The 21,074-nt window shown below is 58.6% G+C and carries 15 protein-coding genes; 8 read left to right on the plus strand and 7 right to left on the minus strand.

Features of this window, described 5'->3' with window-relative positions:
• The first annotated feature begins 9 nt into the window (after positions 1 to 9).
• Complete coding sequence (gene glgP / locus MKR05_RS13485) at positions 10 to 2,457, plus strand: glycogen phosphorylase (RefSeq protein ID WP_023291212.1); 2,448 nt, start codon at positions 10 to 12, stop codon at positions 2,455 to 2,457.
• Positions 2,458 to 2,558: 101 nt separating this feature from the next.
• Here glgP and glpD read toward each other — a convergent pair whose 3' ends face one another.
• Positions 2,559 to 4,067, minus strand: coding sequence for a glycerol-3-phosphate dehydrogenase (gene glpD, locus MKR05_RS13490; protein WP_049013519.1), 1,509 nt, complete (start codon positions 4,065 to 4,067; stop codon positions 2,559 to 2,561).
• Between the two features lie 204 nt (positions 4,068 to 4,271).
• On the opposite strand from glpD, the gene glpE reads away from it, so the two are divergent.
• The 3 genes from glpE to MKR05_RS13505 are packed head-to-tail and all read left to right on the plus strand — an operon-like array spanning position 4,272 to position 6,290.
• Positions 4,272 to 4,601 (plus strand): thiosulfate sulfurtransferase GlpE, encoded by a 330-nt coding sequence (gene glpE / locus MKR05_RS13495; protein WP_023291211.1) that lies wholly within the window; start codon positions 4,272 to 4,274, stop codon positions 4,599 to 4,601.
• Between the two features lie 50 nt (positions 4,602 to 4,651).
• Entirely contained in the window at positions 4,652 to 5,482 is an 831-nt protein-coding gene (glpG, locus tag MKR05_RS13500) for a rhomboid family intramembrane serine protease GlpG (protein ID WP_004151408.1), read from the plus strand.
• Positions 5,483 to 5,531: 49 nt separating this feature from the next.
• Entirely contained in the window at positions 5,532 to 6,290 is a 759-nt protein-coding gene (locus MKR05_RS13505; RefSeq protein WP_002920548.1) for a DeoR/GlpR family transcriptional regulator, read from the plus strand.
• Positions 6,291 to 6,305: 15 nt separating this feature from the next.
• Here MKR05_RS13505 and malT read toward each other — a convergent pair whose 3' ends face one another.
• Positions 6,306 to 9,011 (minus strand): HTH-type transcriptional regulator MalT, encoded by a 2,706-nt coding sequence (gene malT / locus MKR05_RS13510; protein ID WP_023291210.1) that lies wholly within the window; start codon positions 9,009 to 9,011, stop codon positions 6,306 to 6,308.
• Between the two features lie 624 nt (positions 9,012 to 9,635).
• On the opposite strand from malT, the gene malP reads away from it, so the two are divergent.
• Together malP and malQ are read left to right on the plus strand one after the other, a co-directional pair.
• The gene (gene malP / locus MKR05_RS13515) at positions 9,636 to 12,026 is read left to right on the plus strand and encodes a maltodextrin phosphorylase (protein WP_023291209.1); all 2,391 of its coding nucleotides are present in this window, start codon (positions 9,636 to 9,638) and stop codon (positions 12,024 to 12,026) included.
• A gap of 10 nt (positions 12,027 to 12,036) precedes the next feature.
• Positions 12,037 to 14,130, plus strand: a complete 2,094-nt coding sequence (malQ, locus tag MKR05_RS13520) for a 4-alpha-glucanotransferase (RefSeq protein WP_087848951.1) — start codon at positions 12,037 to 12,039, stop codon at positions 14,128 to 14,130.
• 102 nt (positions 14,131 to 14,232) lie between these two features.
• Here malQ and gntT read toward each other — a convergent pair whose 3' ends face one another.
• The 3 genes from gntT to gntX form a co-directional block, all read right to left on the minus strand.
• Positions 14,233 to 15,549: a gluconate transporter gene (gntT, locus tag MKR05_RS13525; RefSeq protein WP_008806999.1), complete on the minus strand. Its 1,317-nt coding sequence runs from the start codon at positions 15,547 to 15,549 to the stop codon at positions 14,233 to 14,235.
• Between the two features lie 336 nt (positions 15,550 to 15,885).
• Positions 15,886 to 16,461, minus strand: a complete 576-nt coding sequence (gene nfuA, locus MKR05_RS13530) for a Fe-S biogenesis protein NfuA (protein ID WP_004202143.1) — start codon at positions 16,459 to 16,461, stop codon at positions 15,886 to 15,888.
• 58 nt (positions 16,462 to 16,519) lie between these two features.
• On the minus strand, positions 16,520 to 17,194 hold the full coding sequence (gene gntX / locus MKR05_RS13535) for a DNA utilization protein GntX (protein ID WP_023291207.1): 675 nt from the start codon (positions 17,192 to 17,194) through the stop codon (positions 16,520 to 16,522).
• Positions 17,195 to 17,233: 39 nt separating this feature from the next.
• On the opposite strand from gntX, the gene bioH reads away from it, so the two are divergent.
• The gene (bioH, locus tag MKR05_RS13540; RefSeq protein WP_049013521.1) at positions 17,234 to 18,007 is read left to right on the plus strand and encodes a pimeloyl-ACP methyl ester esterase BioH; all 774 of its coding nucleotides are present in this window, start codon (positions 17,234 to 17,236) and stop codon (positions 18,005 to 18,007) included.
• A 120-nt stretch (positions 18,008 to 18,127) separates the two neighbouring features.
• A complete protein-coding gene (locus tag MKR05_RS13545; protein ID WP_004202149.1) occupies positions 18,128 to 18,397 on the plus strand; it encodes a YdgH/BhsA/McbA-like domain containing protein in 270 nt (89 codons plus the stop codon).
• An 87-nt stretch (positions 18,398 to 18,484) separates the two neighbouring features.
• Here the strand turns inward: MKR05_RS13545 and feoC are convergent, their stop codons facing one another.
• On the minus strand, positions 18,485 to 18,724 hold the full coding sequence (feoC, locus tag MKR05_RS13550; protein ID WP_004202151.1) for a [Fe-S]-dependent transcriptional repressor FeoC: 240 nt from the start codon (positions 18,722 to 18,724) through the stop codon (positions 18,485 to 18,487).
• 9 nt (positions 18,725 to 18,733) lie between these two features.
• Complete coding sequence (feoB, locus tag MKR05_RS13555) at positions 18,734 to 21,052, minus strand: Fe(2+) transporter permease subunit FeoB (RefSeq protein ID WP_032454235.1); 2,319 nt, start codon at positions 21,050 to 21,052, stop codon at positions 18,734 to 18,736.
• Between the last annotated feature and the right edge of the window lie 22 nt (positions 21,053 to 21,074).

The following is a 21,074-nucleotide window of genomic DNA, read 5'->3' on the forward strand; positions in this document are numbered from 1 at the left end:
GTCATTGTTATGAATGTACCCTTTAGCTATGCATCACCGACGCTGAGCGTTGAGGCGTTAAAACATTCTATTGCCTATAAGCTGATGTTTATCATCGGTAAAGATCCGGCCATCGCCAACAAGCATGAATGGCTTAACGCCACGCTGTTTGCCGTTCGCGATCGCATGGTGGAGCGCTGGCTGCGCTCCAACCGCGCGCAGCTCTCGCAGGAAGTGCGCCAGGTATACTATCTGTCGATGGAGTTCCTGATCGGCCGTACCCTCTCGAATGCCCTGTTGTCGCTCGGCATCTATGACGATGTGAGCAGCGCGCTGGCGGAGATGGGGCTCGATCTTGAAGAGCTGATCGATGAAGAGAACGACCCCGGGCTTGGCAACGGCGGTCTGGGCCGCCTGGCGGCCTGCTTCCTTGACTCCCTGGCGGCGCTGGGGCTGCCGGGACGTGGCTACGGGATCCGCTACGACTACGGGATGTTTAAACAGAATATCGTCGATGGCCGGCAAAAAGAGTCCCCTGACTACTGGCTGGAGTACGGTAACCCGTGGGAGTTTGAGCGCCACAACACCCGCTATAAAGTGCGCTTCGGCGGCCGCATTCAGCAGGAGGGGAAGAAAACCCGCTGGATAGAGACGGAAGAGATCATTGCCGAAGCCTACGATCAGATTATCCCCGGCTTTGACACCGACGCCACCAACACGCTGCGTCTGTGGAGCGCGCAGGCCAGTAGCGAAATTAACCTCGGTAAGTTTAACCAGGGCGACTACTTCGCCGCGGTAGAGGATAAGAACCACTCCGAAAACGTCTCCCGCGTCCTCTATCCGGACGACTCGACCTACTCCGGCCGCGAGCTGCGCCTGCGCCAGGAGTATTTCCTCGTCTCGGCCACGGTGCAGGATATTCTGAACCGCCACTATCTGTTGCATAAGACCTATGACAACCTGGCGGACAAGATAGCCATCCACCTGAATGACACCCACCCGGTGCTGTCGATACCGGAGCTGATGCGCCTGCTTATCGACGAGCATAAATTCAGCTGGGACGAGGCGTTCGAGGTGACCTGTCAGGTCTTCTCTTATACCAACCATACCCTGATGAGCGAAGCGCTCGAGACCTGGCCGGTGGATATGCTGGGCAAAATTCTCCCGCGCCATCTGCAGATTATCTTTGAGATTAACGACTACTTCCTCAAGACCCTGCAGGAGCAGTATCCCAACGATACCGCGCTGCTCAGCCGGACCTCGATTATCGATGAGTCAAATGGCCGTCGCGTGCGGATGGCCTGGCTGGCGGTGGTGGTCAGCCACAAGGTCAATGGGGTGTCGGAGCTACATTCCCGATTGATGGTGGAGTCGCTGTTTGCCGAATTCGCCAAAATTTTCCCGATGCGCTTTATCAACGTGACCAACGGCGTCACGCCGCGCCGCTGGCTGGCGCTGGCCAACCCGCCGCTGTCGAAAGTGCTGGATGAACATATCGGCCGCACCTGGCGGACCGATCTGAGCCAGCTTGACGAGCTGAAGCAGCATATCGACTATCCGACGGTCAATCAGGCAGTGCGTCAGGCTAAACTGGAAAACAAACAGCGGCTGGCCAGCTATATTGCGCAGCAGCTTAATGTGGTGGTGAATCCGAAGGCGCTGTTTGATGTGCAGATCAAACGCATTCACGAGTACAAACGCCAGCTGATGAATGTGCTGCACGTCATTACCCGCTATAACCGGATCAAAGCCGATCCGCAGGCGGAGTGGGTGCCGCGGGTGAACATTTTCGCCGGTAAGGCGGCTTCAGCCTACTACATGGCCAAGCATATTATTCACCTGATCAACGATGTGGCGGCGGTGATCAATAACGATCCGCAGATTGGCGACAAGCTGAAGGTCGTTTTTATCCCCAACTACAGCGTTAGCCTGGCGCAGCTGATCATTCCGGCGGCAGACCTGTCGGAACAGATCTCGCTCGCAGGCACGGAAGCCTCCGGCACCAGTAATATGAAGTTTGCTCTTAACGGCGCGCTGACGATCGGCACCCTCGACGGGGCGAACGTGGAGATGCAGGAGCACGTGGGCGAAGAGAATATCTTTATCTTCGGCAACACCGCGGAAGAGGTGGAGGAGCTGCGTCGCAGCGGCTATAAACCGCGCGAATATTACGAGCAGGATGAAGAGCTTCACCAGGCGCTGACGCAGATCGGTACCGGCGTTTTCAGCCCGGCGGAACCGGGGCGCTACCGCGACCTGCTGGATTCGCTGATTAACTTTGGCGACCACTACCAGGTGCTGGCGGACTATCGTAGCTATGTGGACTGCCAGGATCGCGTCGACGAGCTGTATCAACATCCGGAAGAGTGGGCCTACAAGGCGATGCTGAATATTGCCAATATGGGCTACTTCTCTTCCGACCGGACGATCCAAGAGTACGCGAAATATATCTGGCATATCGACCCGGTAAGGCTGTAAGCCAGTCAACGCAACACAACGGGGCCATTTGGCCCCGTTGTTTCATTATTGCGGTTGGATCCGGCCTCAGGCGTTTGCGCAGGCCCGCGCAGCCGGGCGCGTTAAGACGCTAACGACAGCTCAGACTTTCCCGCATGCTGCGCCAGCCATTCGCTGATGCGCGCCTGCTGCTCGCCATTCAGCCACATGCCCTGTTTGGTTCGACGCCAGATGGCGTCATCCAGGCTGCGCACCCATTCATGCTCAACCAGATACTTCAGCTCGGCTTCATAAAACTCATGGCCGAAATCTTCCCCCAGATCGCTCAGGGCGCTGGCTTCCTTGAGGATCCACTCGCTGTTGCTCCCGTAGGTGCGGGCATAATGGCGGGCCAGTGATTCACTGATGAACGGGAAGCGACGGCGCAGTTTTGCCGCGTAGTCGTCGCGGTCGCCGCCGATATCGCCGCCGGGGAGCACCGCGGTTTTGGTCCATGCCGGGCCGATCCCTTTGTAATAGGGGGTCAGTTTTTCCAGCGCATGCTCGGCCAGTTTGCGATAGGTGGTCAGCTTCCCGCCGAAGACGGAGAGCAGCGGCGCCTGGCCGTTCTCATCGTGAATATCCAGCGTGTAGTCGCGGGTGATCGCCTGCGGTGAATCCGACTCGTCGTCGCACAGCGGACGGACGCCGGAGTAGGTCCAGACGATATCGTCCCGGCTGAGGGTCTTTTTAAAGTGCGCGTTATAGACGTTCAGCAGGTAATTAATCTCTTTATCATCAATGGCCACCGCTTTCGGATCGCCCTTATACTCGACGTCCGTCGTGCCGATGATGGAGAACTCATCCATCCACGGGATAACAAACACAATACGTTTATCTTCGTTTTGCAGAATGTAGGCCTGCTTCTGGGTATGCACCCGCGGCACCACGATGTGGCTGCCCTTGATCAGGCGGATACCGTAAGGCGAGCGGAGATGCATCCCTTCGTCGAAGAACTGTTTGACCCATGGACCGGTGGCATTGACCAGACCGCGCGCCTTCCAGGTAAACTTCTCGCCGCTATCGATATCTTCCGCTTCCACCACCCACAGGCCGTTCTCCCGTTTTGCCGAGATGGCGCGAGTGCGGGTCCGCACCTCGCCGCCTTTGCGGACGACCATCTGCGCGTTGGCCAGCACCATGCGGGCATCGTCGACCCAGCAGTCGGAATATTCGAAACCGCGCACAATTTCCGGCTTAAGTACCGATTCTGCGCCAAAACGCAAGCCGGTGGATCCCGGCAGACTGGTGCGTTTGCCCAGATGATCGTACATAAACAAGCCGATGCGGATCATCCATGCCGGACGCAGATGCGGGCGATGCGGGAGACGAAAGCGCATCGGGAAGGCGATATGCGGGGCCATTTTTAACAGCACTTCGCGTTCGGCCAGCGCTTCGCTGACCAGGCGGAACTCATAGTGTTCGAGGTAGCGTAGCCCGCCGTGGATCAGTTTGGAACTGGCGCTGGAGGTGGCGCAGGCGAGATCGCGCGCTTCCAGCATCAGTACGGATAAACCACGCCCGGCGGCATCTGCCGCGATACCGGCACCGTTGATGCCTCCGCCTATCACAATCAGATCTTTGGTTTCCACGTTCTTACCCTCTCACACTTTCGTTTAAGCTCACAAATGCTCGATATCGCTCACTATAGCAAACAAACGCGCTTTTGGTAACATCAAAAAAACATTTTGGAGTGATGGATGTAACATATTGGCGTTTCTTTACCGCCTGACGGTACACTACAGGGTAAAATTGGGCCGGCCACTGCCCGTCATGACGAGAAAGAGAAGAGAACCATGGAACAGTTTGAATGTATCAACGTTGAAGAAGCGCACCAGAAACTGCATCAGCAGACGGCGGTTTTGGTCGATATCCGCGATCCGCAAAGCTATGCGATGGGCCATACGCCGGGCGCGTTTCATCTGACCAACGATACCCTGGGCGCGTTTATGCGTGACAACGACTTTGACACGGCGGTGATGGTGATGTGCTATCACGGCAACAGCAGCAAGGGCGCCGCGCAGTATCTGCTGCAGCAGGGGTTTGATAAGGTCTACAGCGTTGACGGCGGGTTCGACGCCTGGCATCGCCATTTCCCGGCGGAAGTGGCGCACGGGACGTTTTAACGACTGGCAGGTATACTATCTCCCTTTGTGTGGAATAAGCGATTCGCTGCATGTTAATGATTACCTCTTTTGCCAACCCGCGCGTGGCCCAGGCGTTTGTCGATTATATGGCGACGCAGGGGATTATCCTGACTATCCAGCAGCACACCCAGAGCGACGTCTGGCTGGCTGATGAGAGTCAGGCCGGGCGCGTCAGGGCTGAGCTGGCGCGTTTTCTCGAAAACCCGGCGGACCCGCGCTATCTGGCGGCGAGCTGGCAGTCCGGACAGACCAACAGCGGGTTGCGCTATCAGCGCTTTCCTTTCTTTGCCACGCTGCGGCATAACGCCGGCCCGTTCACCTGGGCGATTCTGCTGATCTGCATCGCGGTGTTCATCCTGCAAAATCTGCTGGGCGATCAGCCGGTGATGATTTGGCTGGCCTGGCCCTACGATCCTTCGCTGCAGTTCGAAGCCTGGCGCTATTTCAGCCATGCTTTCATGCATTTCTCGCTGATGCATATTCTCTTCAACCTGCTATGGTGGTGGTATCTCGGCGGCGCGGTGGAAAAGCGCATCGGCAGCGGCAAGCTGGTGGTGATCACCGTCATCAGCGCCCTGCTGAGCGGCTTTGTGCAGCACCAGTTTAGCGGCCCGTGGTTTGGCGGGCTGTCGGGCGTGGTTTACGCGCTGATGGGCTATGTCTGGCTGCGGGGCGAGCGCGATCCGCAGAGCGGTATTTATCTGCAGCGCGGGTTGATACTCTTCTCTTTAGTGTGGTTAATTGCTGGCTGGTTTGACGTTTTCGGCATGGCGATCGCTAACGGCGCGCACGTGGCTGGTCTGGCGACCGGCCTGGCGATGGCGTTTGTCGATACCTTGCATGGGCGAAAACGCGCATAAAGACTTACCGACAGGGGTCGGGTAGGCGACATTTTTCCAGGGATATTTCATGAAACAAACACAACGTCATGACGCCATTATCGAGCTGGTAAAAAAACAGGGTTACGTCAGCACGGAAGAGCTGGTTGAGCAGTTCGCGGTCAGCCCGCAGACCATCCGCCGCGACCTGAACGATTTAGCCGAACAGAAAATGATCCTCCGTCATCACGGCGGCGCGGCGCTGCCCTCCAGCTCGGTGAACACCTCCTGGCACGATCGCAAAGCGACCCAGACGGCGGAGAAAGAGCGTATCGCCCGGCGGGTGGCCAGCGAGATCCCGGACGGGGCGACGCTGTTTATCGATATCGGCACCACGCCGGAAGCGGTGGCGCACGCCCTGCTCGATCACAACGATTTGCGGATTGTGACCAATAACCTGAACGTCGCCAACACGCTGATGGTGAAAGAGGACTTCCGCATTATTCTCGCCGGCGGCGAACTGCGCAGCCGCGATGGCGGGATCATCGGGGAAGCCACCCTCGACTTTATCTCGCAGTTCCGTCTCGACTTCGGCATTCTCGGCATCAGCGGCGTCGACAGCGATGGCTCGCTGCTGGAGTTTGATTATCATGAAGTGCGCACCAAGCGCGCGATTATTGAGAATTCACGCCACGTGATGCTGGTGGTGGATCATACCAAGTTTGGCCGTAACGCGATGGTCAACATGGGCAGCATCAGCATGGTCGATGCGGTCTATACCGATGTGCTGCCCCCGGCGGGCGTGCTCAAGGTCATCACCGATAACAACCTCCAGCTCGAGCTGTGCTAAGCGACAACGGCGTCGTCAGACGCCGTATCCCATCATCTTAAGCAACTGCTGGGCATGCTGCACCGCGTCCTGACGGTGGGCGACGCCCAGTTTCTGATACAGGTTGCGAATATGGGTCTTGATGGTGGTGGCCGCCACGTCAAGCTCGCCGGCAATCTGCTCGTTGCTGTAGCCGGAATAGATTAAGCCAAGCACCTGCCATTCGCGCTGGGTCAGCGGGCTGGTGCGGATAAGCTCCGGCACCTCCGGGTGATTCAGCAGCCGCTCGACGAACCCTTCGTCAAAGTGGGCGAATTTGTGGCGATGATGCTGGTTGATGTCGCGCAGAATGCGCTGGGCGCGATGCTGCTCCAGCTCCGGCAGGGTGTTCAGCTGGATCAGCTGGCGCAGCTGCTGGGCCATCGCCTCGCCTTCAATCACAAAGTGGTTGATAAAGCCGGTGCGGTTGGCGAGCGTCAGGGCTTCCAGCAGGGCTTTCTGCGCTTCGCTCTTGCGTCCTGCCTGCCAGTACAGCTGGTTGAGCAGCAGCAGGTTGCGGTTGAGATCGCTCATCAAACGCAGTGAACGCGCATTTTCGTTCAGCTCTTCCAGCACCATTTCCGCCGGTTCGAAATCGCCCAGCAGGATCTGCGCGCGGGCAATATTGCGCCACTGGCTCTGCAGGAAGTGGTTATTGGCGAATTCCGGCTTCGGCGTCTGGCGCAGCCAGTTGGCCGCCGCGGTTTTATCGCCGGTCATCTGCCAGTAGATCACCCGCACCTTGTCGGCGTTGGAGACCCAGTCGCTGTGGTAGTGACCGTTACCGAGCAGGTTTTCCAGCCGGTTCAGGTGGCTACGGGCATTATCCAGATCGCCGCGCGCCAGCGAGCATTGCACCATCAGCGCCAGGCACTGCAGCTGCTGCTGCGGTTGATAAGTTGAGAGAACCGCCATCCCCTGGCGGGCGCAGGCTTCAGCCTCGTCGAGGCGCGCCCATGCCCACAGCAGCTGAGAGCGGATGCGCAGCAGGAACTCATGCATCGGCAGCTGCTCAAGATGCTGTTCGCGTACCAGATGGAAGGCTTTCTCCTGGCTCTCCCAGGCGGCCTGCAGGAAGCCCTGGGCGAACAGAATTTCGCTTTGCTGAATGATGCTCCACAGGGCGTAATGCCAGACGTCGTGACGGCGGGCCATCTGTTCGGTCTGCTGCATCACGGCGAGAGATTTGGTCAGTTTCCCCTTACAGTGGAGGACTTCGCCATGTACTGAGGTGGCGACGATGCGGCTGTAATAGTTGGCCAGCGGCAGCTCTTCCAGCGCCACCATCGACAGACGTTCCGCTTCGTCCTGGTCGCCGTCGTTAATCGCCACCTGCGCGCGCAGGGCGTTGAAGTCGCCATGCATCGCGGTATCCATTTCGACGCTCATCTCCTGCTCGGCGCGCGCCAGCAGGGTATTGACTTCGCTGTAGCGATGCTGGCTCTGCATCAGCCAGGCCTGCAGCAGGATCAGGCGCGGATTTTCCAGCAGATTTGACCAGGGCAGCGCCGACAGCGACTGCTCCAGCAGACCCAGTTCGCTATGGTTGAACATGCCCCAGGCGTGATTGAGCAAGATATCGCGCAGCATTTTGGCATCGCCGGCCGCCAGCGCATGGTGGATGGCCTCGCTGGGGAAGCCTTGCGCCATCCAGCTCTCCGCCGCGGCGCGGTGGATCTCCGGCAGTTCAACCGCCAGCTCCCACTGACAGCGCTGGCGCAGGAAACTGCCAAACAGCGGGTGATAGCGGAACCATTCGCCGGAATCATCCATCCGCTGCAGGAACAGCCCCTGACGTTCGATCTCCTCCAGCTGCATCTGGCCATTCTCTTCGCCGGTGACGCGCACGATTAACGCGTCGTTCATTGAGCGCAGCAGAGAGCTCTTCAGCAAAAAGTTGCGCGTGCGGGCGTCGACGTTATCCAGCACTTCATCCACCAGATAATCCGACAGATGGCTGGCGTTAATCCCGGCGAGGCGACGGGCGGAGTGTTGGGCGGAGGAGTTATTCTGGCGGGCGGAGAGGGCGATGAGCTGCAGCGCGGTGGCCCACCCGGCGACGTCGTCGCACAGCCGACTGCTGTCGTCGGCTTCGATAGGCGACGTCAGACGACAGTCGAAAAATTGTTTCGCTTCCTGGTGGGTAAAGGCCAGCTGCTGGCTGCCAATCTCCAGCAGCTGATCGCGGACGCGCAGGTTGGCAATGCCCAGCTGCGGCAGGTTCCGCGACAGGACCACGAGGGTCATATTCTCCGGCTGATGGCGCAGGAAAAAGCGCATCGCGTCATGGATCACCGGATTATTGATCAGATGATAATCATCAATGACGAGGTACAGCGGGCGCTGCCAGTCGGCGAGTTCAATAAACAGCTGCGCAAAAAGAGAGGAGAGGCTGGCGTACTGGCGCTTTTGCACCATCGCTTCACTGGCCGCGCAGTGGTTGCCGGTGGCCTGCTGGATCGCCGCGATCAGATAGCTGGCAAAACGCTCCTGCTGGTTGTCGCCTTCGTCCAGCGAAAACCACCCAAGATCGTTTTTACCTGCGGCCCACTGAGAAATGAGCGTTGTTTTACCGTACCCGGCAGGACTGGTGATCAGCACGAGACGATAATTGTTCGCGCCGGAAAGTTTCGCCAGTAAACGCTCACGAACCACGGTGTGTTCAAGGCGGACCGGACGACTTAATTTGGACGGAATCAACATAGTTCTACATTTCGCTGTGCAAGAGAGAGGTTGCGATTTTTTTTGCGCTTCGTAATTAATATCTAATAAGGTCGGTGATTATGAAATTTATTGCAAGTTATGTCCGAAGTTTATGCTCTTGAATTTGCTCTATGTCACAAATTTCGACATTGGTTGCGAATGGGTAAAAATCGCAGGCAGGACTCGTCATCAGCGGTTTTTAGCCGGCAGCTGGCGGAGCGGGGAGAGATTTATTTTATATCGGGAGTAGTTGTTTGTTTTTATTAAATTATTGTCAGTGATTTCTTAGAAGTAATCTTTTTTGCGGAGTAATGTGATGAAATGTGCTTATTTTCCCGGAGGTCGCAATTTATTTTTTTAATAACCAGGCGAAAGGCGGGAAGCGTTTTGCCGCGTAGTGGCCTGTAACAAATTTTTACCCTGCACAGGTGACATCTCGACTGTCATACAGCGGTGATTTTTACAGCATATTTTGGCCTTCTCACCCACACTATAGTGGCCAGGATCACACTTTTCGCTCATCCCCGGTACTCCTCCCTGTCTAATCCCCGTCGGGATGAGGACGATGAATCGGGAGGTCGGCACACTAGCGCCATCGTTTTAGTAAAGGACCCGGATCTCATTATGTCACAGACTTCATTTAACAAAGCTCAGTTTCAGGCTGCACTGACGCGTCAGTGGCAGCGTTTTGGTTTACAGTCCGCTTCCGAGATGACGCAGCGTCAATGGTGGCGCGCCGTCAGCGGAGCGCTGGCGGAACTTCTGTCGGCGCAGCCGGTGGCAAAACCAGCGCAAGGACAACGTCACGTTAACTACATCTCGATGGAGTTTCTCATTGGTCGCCTGACCGGCAACAACCTGCTCAACCTGGGCTGGTACGAGGGCGTAAGCGACGCGCTGAAAGGCTATGACGTCAACCTCACCGATCTGCTGGAAGAAGAGACCGACCCGGCGCTGGGTAACGGCGGCCTGGGCCGTCTGGCAGCCTGCTTCCTCGACTCCATGGCGACCGTGGGGCAGTCGGCGACCGGCTACGGCCTCAATTACCAGTATGGTCTGTTCCGCCAATCCTTTGACGATGGCCAGCAGAAGGAAGCCCCGGACGACTGGGGTCGCAGCAGCTACCCGTGGTTCCGCCATAACGAGGCGCTGGATGTCCAGGTCGGCATCGGCGGCAAAGTCAGCAAAAACGGCGAATGGCAGCCGGCGTTCGTCATTACCGGCGAAGCCTGGGACCTGCCGGTGCTCGGCTATCGCAACAACGTCGCCCAGCCGCTGCGTCTGTGGCAGGCCAAACACGCCCATCCGTTTAACCTGACCAAATTCAACGACGGCGATTTCCTGCGCGCCGAGCAGCAGGGCATCGACGCGGAAAAACTGACTAAGGTGCTGTACCCGAACGACAACCATCAGGCCGGTAAAAAACTGCGCCTGATGCAGCAGTACTTCCAGTGTGCCTGCTCAGTGGCCGATATCCTGCGTCGTCATCATCTGGCAGGCCGCAAGCTGGCCGAGCTGGCGGATTACGAAGTGATCCAGCTGAACGATACGCACCCGACCATCGCCATCCCGGAACTGCTGCGCGTGCTGATCGACGAGCACCAGCTGAGCTGGGACGACGCCTGGGCGATCACCAGCAAAACCTTTGCTTACACCAACCATACCCTGATGCCGGAAGCGCTGGAGTGCTGGGATGAGAAGCTGGTGAAAGCGCTGCTGCCGCGCCATATGCAGATCATCAACGCGATTAACGACAAATTTAAACTGCTGGTGGACAAAACCTGGCCGGGCGATAAGCAGGTCTGGGCGAAACTGGCGGTGGTGCATGACAAGCAGGTGCGGATGGCCAACATGTGCGTGGTGGGCGGTTTTGCCGTCAACGGCGTGGCGGCGCTGCACTCGGACCTGGTGGTGAAAGATCTGTTCCCGGAATATAACCAGCTGTGGCCGAACAAATTCCATAACGTGACCAACGGCATCACGCCGCGCCGCTGGATCAAGCAGTGCAACCCGGCGCTGGCCACGCTGCTGGATGAGACGCTGAAAAAAGAGTGGGCCAATGACCTCGACCAGCTGATCAATCTGGAAAAATATGCTGACGATGCGGCATTCCGTCAGACTTATCGCGATATCAAGCAGGCCAACAAAGTTCATCTGGCTGAGTTTGTGAAGCAACGTACCGGGATTGAGATCAACCCGCAGGCGATTTTCGACATTCAGATCAAACGTCTGCACGAGTACAAGCGTCAGCACCTCAACCTGCTGCATATCCTTGCGCTGTACAAAGAGATCCGCGAAAACCCGCAGGCCGACCGCGTTCCGCGCGTCTTCCTGTTCGGCGCGAAAGCGGCGCCGGGGTATTATCTGGCGAAAAACATTATTTTTGCCATCAACAAGGTAGCGGAAGCGATTAACAACGACCCGAAAGTCGGCGATAAGCTGAAAGTGGTCTTCCTGCCGGACTATTGTGTATCGGCTGCGGAAAAACTGATCCCGGCGGCGGATATCTCCGAGCAGATCTCCACCGCGGGCAAAGAAGCCTCTGGCACCGGCAACATGAAGCTGGCGCTGAACGGCGCGCTGACCGTCGGGACGCTGGATGGCGCCAACGTGGAAATCGCCGAGCAGGTCGGTGAAGAGAACATCTTTATCTTCGGCCACACGGTAGAAGAAGTGAAAGCCCTGAAAGCGAAAGGCTACGATCCGCTGAAATGGCGTAAAAAAGACAAACTGCTCGATGCAGTGCTTAAGGAGCTGGAGAACGGCACCTATAGCAACGGCGATAAGCATGCCTTCGACCAGATGCTGCATAGTCTGCTGCAGGGCGGCGACCCGTATCTGGTGCTGGCCGATTTCGAAGCCTACGTGGCGGCGCAAAAACGGGTAGATGAGCTGTATCGCGACCAGGAGGCCTGGACCCGCGCGACAATCCTCAACACAGCGCGCTGCGGTATGTTCAGCTCCGACCGCTCGATCCGCGATTATCAGCAACGTATCTGGCAGGCGAAACGCTAAAGGAAGGCCTATGGAGAGTAAACGCCTCGATAATGCCGCGCTGGCGGCGGGCATCAGCCCCAGCTATATCAACGCGCACGGCAAGCCGCAGTCTATCGCGGCTGCCACCAAACAGCGTCTGCTGGATGCGATGCATCGCTCAACCGCCGCCACGAAAGTGGCGGTTAACCCGCTGCCGAACGTGAAGATCTTCACCCACGGCAAAAAAATGTCGCTGCCGGTGGCAGGACGCGGTGAGTATCAGTGGATCCTGACCACTGAGGACGGTAAGCAGTATCAGGGTAAAACCCGCGGCGGCGAGACGCTGCCGCTGCCGGCCAGACTGCCGGAGGGGTATCACTCCCTGACGCTCACCCAGGAGGGGGAGCGCTGGCACTGCCGGACCATCGTCGCCCCGGCCCGCTGCTATGAGCCGCAGCCGCTGAAAGAGGGGAAAAAGCTGTGGGGCACCTGCGTGCAGCTGTATACCCTGCGTTCGGAGAAAAACTGGGGGATCGGCGATTTTGGCGATCTGCGCGCCATGCTCCCGGAAATCGCCCGCCGCGGCGGGTCGTTTATTGGCCTCAACCCGATCCATGCCCTCTATCCGGCGAACCCGGAGAGCGCCAGTCCGTATAGCCCGTCTTCACGGCGCTGGCTGAACGTCATCTATATCGACGTCAACGCGGTTGAAGATTTCCAGCGTAGCGAAGAGGCGCAGGCGTGGTGGCAGTCCGCTGCGACCCAGCAGGCCTTGCAGGCGGCGCGGCAAACGGATGATGTGGATTACACCGCCGTCACCACGCTGAAAATGACCGCGCTGCGTATGGCGTGGAAACGATTCTCCCGTCGTGAAGATGAACAGATGACGGCGTTCCGCGAGTTTGTTCTGCGCGAAGGGGAAAGCCTCTACTGGCAGGCCGCTTTCGATGCGCTGCACGCCTGGCAGGTTCAACAGGACCCGCTGCGCTGGGGCTGGCCGGCCTGGCCGAAGGCCTTTCAGGATATCGACAGCCCGGAGGTGAAAGCCTTCTGCGTCGAGCATGAGGACGACGTCAGTTTCTATCTCTGGCTGCAGTGGCTGGCCTGGAGCCAGTTTGCCGCCTGCTGGGAAACCAGCCAGCGCGACGGGATGCCGATCGGCCTCTACCGCGATCTGGCGGTGGGCGTCGCCGAAGGCGGGTCGGAGACCTGGTGCGACCGTGAGCTGTACTGTCTGAAAGCGTCCGTGGGCGCGCCGCCGGATATTCTGGGCCCGCTGGGCCAGAACTGGGGCCTGCCGCCGATGGATCCGCATATTATTGCCGCTCGCGCCTATGAGCCGTTTATCGACCTGCTGCGCGCCAATATGCAGAACTGCGGCGCGCTGCGTATCGATCACGTGATGTCGGTGCTGCGTCTGTGGTGGATCCCCTATGGTGAAACCGCCGACCATGGCGCTTACGTTCAGTATCCCGTCGACGATCTGCTGTCGCTTCTGGCGCTGGAAAGCCAGCGTCATCGCTGCATGGTGATCGGCGAAGATCTGGGCACGGTACCGGTGGAGATCGTCAGCAAGTTACGCAACAGCGGCGTCTATTCGTATAAGGTGCTCTATTTTGAGAGTGATGCAGAGAAAACGTTCCGCGCGCCGGCGCTGTACCCGGAGCAATCAATGGCTGTGGCGACGACGCACGACCTGCCCACCCTCCGCGGCTACTGGGAAAGCGGCGATCTAACGTTAGGCAAAGCGCTGGGTCTCTATCCTGATGAGGTGGTGCTGCGCGGGCTGTACCAGGACCGTGAGCTGGCGAAGCAAGGGCTGCTGGATGCGCTGCATAAGTACGGCTGTCTGCCCAAGCGTGCCGGCCATAAGGCCTCCCTGATGAGCATGACGGGGATCCTCAACCGGGGGATGCAACGTTATATTGCCGACAGCAACAGCGCCCTGCTGGGCCTGCAGCCGGAAGACTGGCTGGAGATGGCGTCGCCGGTCAATATTCCGGGCACCAGCACTGAGTACCCAAACTGGCGCCGGAAGCTGTCCGTCACCCTTGAGCAGATGTTTGCCGATGAACAGGTCAATAAGCTGATTAAGGATCTGGATAAACGGCGCAAGGCGGCGAGCAAAAAAGCCGCCTCCTGATGACTCCCCGCCGCGCACACCTCAGCGCGGCGAAGAGTATGTCCGATAAAAAAGGCCGGTCCGCATCATGCGGACCGGCCTTTTTCTATGGCGGGAGTAACCTTACACCACCATCCCCAGCAGCAGACAGCCTACCAGGCCGCAGACCGAGATAATGGTTTCCAGCACCGACCAGGACCTGATGGTCTCGCCGATGGTCAGGTTAAAGTACTCTTTGAACAGCCAGAAGCCCGGATCGTTCACGTGGGAGAAGATAACGCTGCCGGAGCCGACCGCGATAACCATCAGCTCCGGGCTGACGCCGGTGGTGGCGATCAGCGGCGCGGCGATCCCGCCCGCGGTGATGGCGGCAACGGTCGCCGAACCCAGCGCGATACGCAGCACCGCGGCGATGGACCAGGCCATAAACAGCGGAGACATATTCGATTCGTGCATGATAGAAGCGATATATTTATCCATGCCGCTATCCACCAGCACCTGTTTGAAGGCGCCGCCGCCGCCGATGATCAACAGCATCATGGCGATGATTTTAATCGAAGAGGTCAGGGTATCGTTGATCTGCTCCATGGAGCGGCCGCGGTTCAAACCGAAGGTGAACAGCGCGATCAGTACCGCAATCAGGGTGGCCATGACCGGGTCGCCGAAGAACTCGGCAATCGGCAGGAAGGCGTGGCCCTTCGGCAGGATCATCTCGGCAACGGCGCGCATCGCCATCAGGATCACCGGAACCAGCGAGGTCCAGACGCTGACGCCAAAGCCAGGCATCTCTTCTTCAGTGAACACTTTCGGGTTATGCAGGCCTTCCGGGATCGGCTTATCAATGCCTTTCAGGAAACGGGCGAAAACCGGGCCGGCGAGAATAACCGTCGGGATAGCCAGAATGGTGCCGTAGAGAAGCGTTTTACCCATATCGGCGTGGAAGATGGTGGCGATCGCGGTCGGACCCGGGTGCGGCGGCAGGAAGCCATGGGTGACGGAGAGCGCGGCGGCCATCGGTACGCCGACGTACAGCAGCGGAATACGGGCCGAGGCGGCGATGGTAAACACCAGCGGCAGCATCAGCACGAAGCCCACCTCATAGAACAGGGCGAAACCGACGGTGAAGCCGGTCAGGACCACGGCCCATTGAATATGCTTCTTACCGAATTTATTGATAAGCGTGGTGGCGATACGCTGAGCGCCGCCGCAGTCTGCCAGCAGCTTACCGAGCATAGCGCCGAAGCCCATGATCAGCGCGAGGCTGCCAAGGGTACCGCCGACGCCGTTCTTGATGGAGACGATCACTTTATCCAGCGGCATACCCTGCATTAATCCGACGGCGAGCGCCACCAGAACCAGCGCAATGAAGCCGTTCATTTTGAAACGGATCATTAACAGCAATAACAGGGCAACCCCGATAGCAACGATGATTAATGGCATGATTTACCTGGCCTTAATTTGTTATGGGTAACGTCAAAGTTTCAACCTTTACAACATTCGCTCCGTCAGGGAGCAAAATAGTCTGGCACCGTAAACGCTTGCATTATCCTTACCCAGAGAAAGGATAGCTGGCTATTTTTTTGCCGGTGGCGCCTGAAGGGGATGATACGGGTAACATGTGAGGGTTGAGAATCACCTGGCGGGGGAAAATGTTAAATATGAGACTTAAGTCATACTCTTTCCCCGGTTTTTGCCGGTCGTGTAGCGGGAGATGTTGCGCGGTAACACAGAAAGGAGAAAGGAGAGCCGGCGACAGGCTGCCGCCGGAGGGAAGGCTTAGTAGTAGGAGTGCTCGCCGCGCTGGTGCTCGGTCAGATCGCGAACCCCTTTCAGCTCCGGAAACTCGTTCAGCAGCTGTTTTTCAATACCTTCTTTCAGGGTCACGTCGACCATCGAGCAGCCGTTGCATCCGCCGCCGAACTGCAGGATAGCCAGACCGTCGTCGGTGATCTCCATCAGCGACACGCGGCCGCCGTGCCCGGCCAGCTGCGGGTTAATCTGCGACTGCAGCAGGTACTCGACGCGCTCCATCAGCGGGGCATCGTCAGCGACTTTGCGCATTTTGGCGTTCGGCGCTTTCAGGGTCAGCTGCGAGCCAAGCTGGTCGGTGACGAAATCAATTTCAGCGTCTTCCAGATAGGGCGCGCTGAGCTCATCGACATAGGCGGTCAGCTGTTCAAATTTCAGCGCCGTGTCGGTGTCTTCCACCGCATCCGGTGGGCAGTAGGATACGCCGCACTCAGCGTTTGGGGTGCCGGGATTAATCACAAATACGCGAATTTGCGTCCCTTCTTCCTGATTTGCCAGCAGTTTGGCAAAGTGCGCTTGTGCAGCATCGGAAATACGGATCATAGCGTTGGCCTAATAGTTGACTATTTTACTGGGTTATAATACGCCCATCAGCGGGGGTCTACAAGGTACGGCATACACACCATACCTGAACCGTCGCGGCGCCGTTTCGCAAAAGCAGGCGGGATATCTCGGCGACGGTGCTGCCGGTCGTGACGACATCATCCACCAGAGCGATATGGAGTCCCTGCACGGCAAATTCAAGCTGAAAGGCATTTTTCAGGTTCTGCCTGCGCAGGCGGGCATTAAGCGAATGCTGCACGGCGCCCGCTCGCTGGCGCGTCAGGCCGTCGCGACGCCAGACGCACCCACGCCAGCGGGCTAACGGTCGGCACAGCTCATCGCACTGATTATAACCCCGGCGCCAGCGGCGGCGATGCCCCAGCGGCACGCCGACCAGCGCGTCTACCGGCGGCAAATCGTCACGCTGTTTAAGGCGCAGCAGCAGCAGGCGCGCCAGGGCGGGGCCCAGTTCCGGACGATGGTGAAACTTCAGCTGCCGCACCAGATCGCTCAGCGGCGGACGATAGTCATTGACCGCCACCATCCGATGCCAGGGAGGCGGCTTTTGCAGGCAGCGGCCGCAGGGATGCCGGGACATTGCCGACGGCAGGCCGCATTGCGGGCAGAGCGGGGGGCAGGCGAGCAGGGCGCGGCTGCAGCGAGAGCAGATCCCCCAGCGGGCGACCGCCAGCGGCATTTGGCATAGCCAGCATAAGCTGTGTGCTGTTAGCATATTTGGCCTTCTGTACAGTAAAAAAGAGAACGGTAACGGATGAACGACATCTGGTGGCAAACAATCGGCGAAGGTGATTGTCATCTTGTGCTGCTGCACGGTTGGGGGCTGAACGCTCAGGTCTGGGATTGCATCACGCCGCAGCTGGCTTCGCATTTTACCCTTCACCTGGTGGACCTGCCGGGCTATGGCCGTAGCGGCGGGTTTGGGGCGATGTCGCTGGAGGCGATGGCGCAGCGGGTGCTGGAGCAGGCTCCGCCTCAGGCGGTATGGCTGGGCTGGAGCCTGGGCGGGCTGGTGGCCAGCCAGATCGCGATAAGGTGCCCGCAACGGGTGCAGGCGCTGGTAACGGTCGCCTCTTCCCCCTGTTTCGCGGCCCATGAGGACTGGCCGGGCATCAAGCCGGAGGTGCTGGCCGGGTTTCAGCAGCAGCTGAGCGAGGATTTCCAGCGTACCGTCGAGCGGTTCCTCGCCCTGCAAACCATGGGAACGGAGAGCGCCCGTCAGGATGCGCGGGCGTTAAAGCAGGCGGTGCTCTCGCTGCCGATGCCTTCCGCTGAGGCGCTGAACGGCGGTCTGGAGATCCTCAGAACCGTCGATCTGCGTCAGGCGCTGGTCGGACTGCCGATGCCGTTTCTGCGGCTGTACGGTCGGCTGGACGGGCTGGTGCCGCGCAAGATTGTCCCGCTGCTGGATAAGCTATGGCCGGAAAGTGAGTCCATTCTCTTTGACAAGGCAGCGCATGCGCCGTTTGTTTCCCATCCCGCAGCCTTCTGCGAGCCGCTGCTGGCGTTGAAAAAACGGCTGGGGTAATTTTTTTTGCCGCGCCATGGTAAAAGGGCCATTCACAGCAATACTTAGGTTGTTACGGTGGTTGATTATTTCATTCCGCCACCGTGACCTAAAATAACAACCTAATGGAGAGTAGAGGCTATGAAACTTGTTACAGGAATGGTTGCATCTCTGGTGATTGGCTGTCTGTCTTTTGGCGCATTCGCAGCGAAAGAGATCCAAAAAGAGGACGTGGCGAAGATGAATCTGACCAAGGTCGGCAGCATCACGACCTCAAGGACGACCTCGCCGATGGACGCCCGACGCGATCTGTCGAAAAAAGCCGATGAGCTGGGTGGAAAATACTTTGTGGTGATTGCCGGGCAGAAAAACGAAAAAACCGTTCACGCTAACGCTGACGTGTATAAATAATCCAGTCATAAAAAACGGGCCTGCTGGCCCGTTTTTCCCTGCTGTCGCACTCGTTTTATCCCGTGGCGCTGGCAGGCCTTACTCCCTTCATCGCAGCGCCCACCACTCCTGCTGGCACGCCGCTTTCCCTTCAGGACAGCTTTTACAGCTGCCGGAGAGACAGCCCTCGCTGGTTTCGCTGATCCGTACCACCTTACCCATGGCTTCCATGCGTTCGAGCATGGCGTCAATCAGCGGCTGAGGCGTCCGCAGGCGGGCGCTGAGCTGTTTCGCCTCCATGCGGCCCTGCAGGGCCAGCATATCGCGGACTTCCATTAACGACGCCACAGATCCTCCTTAGTGGCAATCGCCAGCCGGGCTGGAACAGCAGGAGGCCGGCGTTTTCCGGGTGGCCAGCAGCGAGACGTCAACCCGGCTGCGCGCCCGACGCAGCAGACCGAAGAGCACCACGTTGAACAATATCACCGCCAGGATACACACCAGGCTGTAGCGCGGATGGTCGCTAAAGCTGACGGTCTGGTAGTAGAGCGTCGAGAGCGAATAGGCGATATTCAGTCCCCACAGAATAGAGAAGGTCATCCAGCCGCGGCTCGATTCGCGGGCGATGGCCCCCATCACCGAGATGCAGGGGATATAGAGAAGAACGAAGATCAGGTAGCTGTAAGCCGCCGCGGCGCTGCCAAATTTACTGCCCATCACGCCCATCGCGCCGGTGGCCATTTCGCCATCGCCTTTGCTGGCTTCGATGGGGTTGGCCAGGACGCTGAGGCTGAAGGTGTCTTTCAGTCCCTGCCATGTTTCGTCGACGGCGGCCAGCAGTTCCTCGCCGAGGCTGAAGGTCTGCGGATTGAACTCCTCGTTTTGGATATCTTCGGCGGTATAGAGGGTGTTCAGCGTACCGACCACCACCTCCTTCGCCATTGCGCCGGTAAACAGGCCCACGGTGGCCTGCCAGTTATCTTCATGCACGCCGATCGGCTTAAACAGCGGAGTAATGACCCGGCTCACCGAGGCCAGCGCGGAGTCGTTGATGTTGTCGACGACCTTACCGCTCAGCGAGAAGCTGTTCAGCGCGCTGAGGAAGATGCTGACAATGACGATCACCTTCCCGGCGCGCAGCACAAAGCCTTTCAGGCGCTGCCAGGTCTGGATAATCAGGCTCTTAATATGCGGGACGTGGTACACCGGCAGCTCCATCACGAACGGCGAGGCTTCGCCGCGCATAATGGTGTGCTTCAGCATAAGGCCGGTGAGAATGGCCATCACAATGCCCAGCACGTAGAGCGAGAAGACCGCCAGCGCGCCGTTCTGACCAAAGAAGGCGGCCGCGAAGACGGCGAAGATCGCCAGCCGCGCGCCGCAGGACATAAACGGCGCCATCATAATGGTCATCAGACGTTCGCGCGGGGCGTCGAGGGTGCGGGCGCCCATCACCGACGGCACGTTGCAGCCGAAACCGACAATCAACGGGACAAAGGATTTCCCCGGCAGGCCGAGAGCTTGCATCAGGCGGTCCATGACAAAGGCGGCGCGCGCCATGTAGCCGGAGTCCTCGAGGAAGGAGAGGAACAGATACATCATGCCGATCTGCGGCACCAGCGGCAGTACGGTGTTGATACCGCCGCCGATCCCCTGGGCGAGGAAGACGGTCAGCCAGTCCGGGAAGTGCAGGGTGTAACCCAGCCATTGAATACCGTGAATAAAGACCGCGACCGAGCCGGCGTCGAAAATCGGCTGCAGCGCGCCGCCGATGTTGATGGCCAGCAGGAACATCAGGTACATAACAAAGAGAAAAATCGGCAACCCGAGGAAGCGGTTGAGGATCACTTTGTCCATCGCCGCGGTGAAACGGCTCGGCTCGGCGGTCAGGGTGTTGCTGACGGCGTCGCAAATGGCGGCGATGGTCTGATAGCGCGCGTCAGCGATATGCAGGGCCGGGTCGTCGATCTCGTCGCTGAGATTCGCCAGGGCGATATCCAGTTTATCGGCGGCGTCGCCGGCATAGGCCCGGCTGTAGATGTCGCCCTCCAGCATCTGCAGACCGAGCCAGCGCCGCTGCCGGGCCGGGATCTGCGCTGACATCTGCTGCGCCAGCAGGTCGGCTTCGCGCAGCAGCGGCTGTGGATAGTGGACCAGCTCGATATCGCTGTTCGCCTGATGACGGTCGAGGGCAATCTTCAGCGCTTCGATCCCGCGTCCGCGGGTCGAAACCAGCGGAATGACCGGGCAGCCGAGGCGTGCGGCGAGGGCATCGATATCGATACGCACCTGCTGCTTTTCGGCAATATCCAGCATGTTCAGCGCCACGACGCAGGGGATCCCCAGCTCGAGCAGCTGCAGCGTCAAATAGAGGTTTCGCTCGAGGTTGGAGGCGTCGACCACGTTAATCAGCATGTCGGCGTCGCCGCTGAGGATGTAGTGGCAGGCGATCTGCTCGTCCAGCGAGGTTTGCGAAGAGATGGTGGTCAGAGAGTAGGTTCCCGGGAGGTCGACCAGCGTGACCTGGTGGTCAGTGGTGGCGAACACGCCCTCTTTACGCTCAACGGTGACCCCGGCCCAGTTGCCCACGCGCTGGCGGGCGCCGGTCAGCTGATTAAACAGGGTAGTCTTGCCGGAATTAGGATTACCAATTAAACCAACGGTTAATTTTTTCATATTTCAAACTCTTGTGCCGGGT

This window comes from Klebsiella sp. K5-204 (genome assembly GCF_030128585.1).
Taxonomy (GTDB): domain Bacteria; phylum Pseudomonadota; class Gammaproteobacteria; order Enterobacterales; family Enterobacteriaceae; genus Klebsiella; species Klebsiella quasipneumoniae.

What these genes read in the sequence shown, in the direction of transcription:
- bioH (WP_049013521.1), top strand. Translation starts at nt 17,234, where the DNA reads ATGAACGACATCTGGTGGCAAACAATCGGCGAAGGTGATTGTCATCTT.
- malT (WP_023291210.1), bottom strand. Translation starts at nt 9,011, where the DNA reads ATGTTGATTCCGTCCAAATTAAGTCGTCCGGTCCGCCTTGAACACACC.
- glpG (WP_004151408.1), top strand. Translation starts at nt 4,652, where the DNA reads ATGTTAATGATTACCTCTTTTGCCAACCCGCGCGTGGCCCAGGCGTTT.
- malP (WP_023291209.1), top strand. Translation starts at nt 9,636, where the DNA reads ATGTCACAGACTTCATTTAACAAAGCTCAGTTTCAGGCTGCACTGACG.
- feoB (WP_032454235.1), bottom strand. Translation starts at nt 21,052, where the DNA reads ATGAAAAAATTAACCGTTGGTTTAATTGGTAATCCTAATTCCGGCAAG.
- nfuA (WP_004202143.1), bottom strand. Translation starts at nt 16,461, where the DNA reads ATGATCCGTATTTCCGATGCTGCACAAGCGCACTTTGCCAAACTGCTG.
- malQ (WP_087848951.1), top strand. Translation starts at nt 12,037, where the DNA reads ATGGAGAGTAAACGCCTCGATAATGCCGCGCTGGCGGCGGGCATCAGC.
- MKR05_RS13505 (WP_002920548.1), top strand. Translation starts at nt 5,532, where the DNA reads ATGAAACAAACACAACGTCATGACGCCATTATCGAGCTGGTAAAAAAA.
- MKR05_RS13545 (WP_004202149.1), top strand. Translation starts at nt 18,128, where the DNA reads ATGAAACTTGTTACAGGAATGGTTGCATCTCTGGTGATTGGCTGTCTG.
- glgP (WP_023291212.1), top strand. Translation starts at nt 10, where the DNA reads ATGAATGTACCCTTTAGCTATGCATCACCGACGCTGAGCGTTGAGGCG.
- glpE (WP_023291211.1), top strand. Translation starts at nt 4,272, where the DNA reads ATGGAACAGTTTGAATGTATCAACGTTGAAGAAGCGCACCAGAAACTG.
- gntX (WP_023291207.1), bottom strand. Translation starts at nt 17,194, where the DNA reads ATGCTAACAGCACACAGCTTATGCTGGCTATGCCAAATGCCGCTGGCG.
- gntT (WP_008806999.1), bottom strand. Translation starts at nt 15,549, where the DNA reads ATGCCATTAATCATCGTTGCTATCGGGGTTGCCCTGTTATTGCTGTTA.